General features: G+C 41.4%; 2 protein-coding genes. Both read left to right on the forward strand.

The features are described from left to right. The coding region (locus tag B3L97_RS04515; protein ID WP_286934334.1) for an SIR2 family NAD-dependent protein deacylase at positions 1-423 on the forward strand (423 nt) is incomplete at its 5' end. 73 nt (positions 424-496) lie between these two features. Next, positions 497-1,486, forward strand: a complete 990-nt coding sequence (locus B3L97_RS04520) for a hypothetical protein (RefSeq protein WP_286934335.1) — start codon at positions 497-499, stop codon at positions 1,484-1,486. The last annotated feature ends 3 nt before the right edge of the window (positions 1,487-1,489 follow it).

Below are 1,489 nucleotides of genomic sequence, written 5' to 3' on the forward strand. Positions count from 1 at the left end.
CAAAAAGCTGGCTCTAAGAAAGTGTACGAGATACATGGGAGCACATGGCAAAGCTATTGTACTTCTTGTAGCGAAGTCTTCGACTACGAGACATCATATGCGCAGAGCTTCAAAGAAGACGTCCCTCATTGCGAAAAATGTGGCGGCGTACTAAAACCTGACATTGTCTTTTTTGGAGAAAATGTAAAACACCTTTATGAATGCCAAACCCTTGCTGAGGAGGCCGATTTGCTTTTTGTAGTAGGATCTTCTCTTACTGTCACCCCAGCAGCATTTTTACCTTCCATGTGTCCAGGGAAAATAGTAGTTGTCAATAAAGGGGATATTTCTTATGCCTATTTACATCCTCAAAAGATCTTTATTCATGCGGAATGGGATATAGATGATTTTTTTAAAGCAGTAGAAGAGGCAGGAAGAGAATAACCTCCTCACCTTTCTTAAAAGGAAGTCCGATACATGATATAGAAGTGGAAATTAGTGAATCTGGGGTGAAAGTATGAAACGTAAATACAAGTGGAAACAGTTACTTCTCTCTTTTTACTTTATCATCGGAACTTTTTTTATCACACCAGCCTTAGGGCGAGAAATTCAAGGGAACGTATTTACTGTCGATGTGTTGCCGACAGAGAATTCTAGCGGTTTTGAAGTTTGGGAAAGCCGCTTTTATCCTGTAGATATACTTGATCAAAAGATAACACAATATTGCATAAGCCAGCTGAAACGTTCCCCTTTTATAGAAGTTCGGGAACAGCAAAAAAGGGGAAGAACTCTTCCGCCTGGAGATATGGCTTTACAACTGGAAATTTATTCTTTTACTGTGAAAGATAAGGATTTTTTCGGAAAAGACCAGAGAGGCAAAGTACGCATAAGACTTCGCGTCTACGATAATTCTGGGAAGGAGCTCCCTTTTTGTGCAGATATCGTAGCAGAAGATCAGCGATATATACCTGTTCCCGGAGATGATCGCCTGTTTTTTCTATCTGCACGAGGTTTCTCCCCTTTCGATCCCATGTATAAAGACGGCCTTGATCTTTTTCGTCTCGCCCCCAGAGAAAACACTAACAATTTCAGCAAACCTGTATGGGACGATTTCTCACAATCGCCATACTGGGAAGCCTGCAAAAAAGCTATAAACAAAGCGCTACAACAGGTGACAGACGGTTTCTCGGGATTATACCGCACCGCCAACATTGTGGGGTATGCAAAGAATGCAGATGAAGAAGGGACTCATTTCATTATTTCCGCAGGACGATATGAGGGAATTCGAGAGAAAGATATTCTAACTGTTGTAAGGAAGGTGTCCTTTAAAGGAATTGGACCCAACGCTGCGGAGAGCGCCTTCCCTAAAGAAGTAGGGACCGTTCGTGTTATACAAGCTGTAGATCACAATGCCATCGTAGTTGTAATGAAACAAGAAGAAGACAAAGAACCTGACATAGAACTCTCAAATATCATTCTAATACCATTCTATCATTCCAGAATGTAAGGC

Origin of the sequence: Aminobacterium sp. UBA4834 (assembly GCF_002400205.1) — a bacterium.
GTDB lineage: Bacteria > Synergistota > Synergistia > Synergistales > Aminobacteriaceae > Aminobacterium > Aminobacterium mobile.

Bases quoted from the DNA above. Each gene is read 5' to 3' on its own strand.
- B3L97_RS04520 (WP_286934335.1), top strand. From the start codon at position 497: ATGAAACGTAAATACAAGTGGAAACAGTTACTTCTCTCTTTTTACTTT.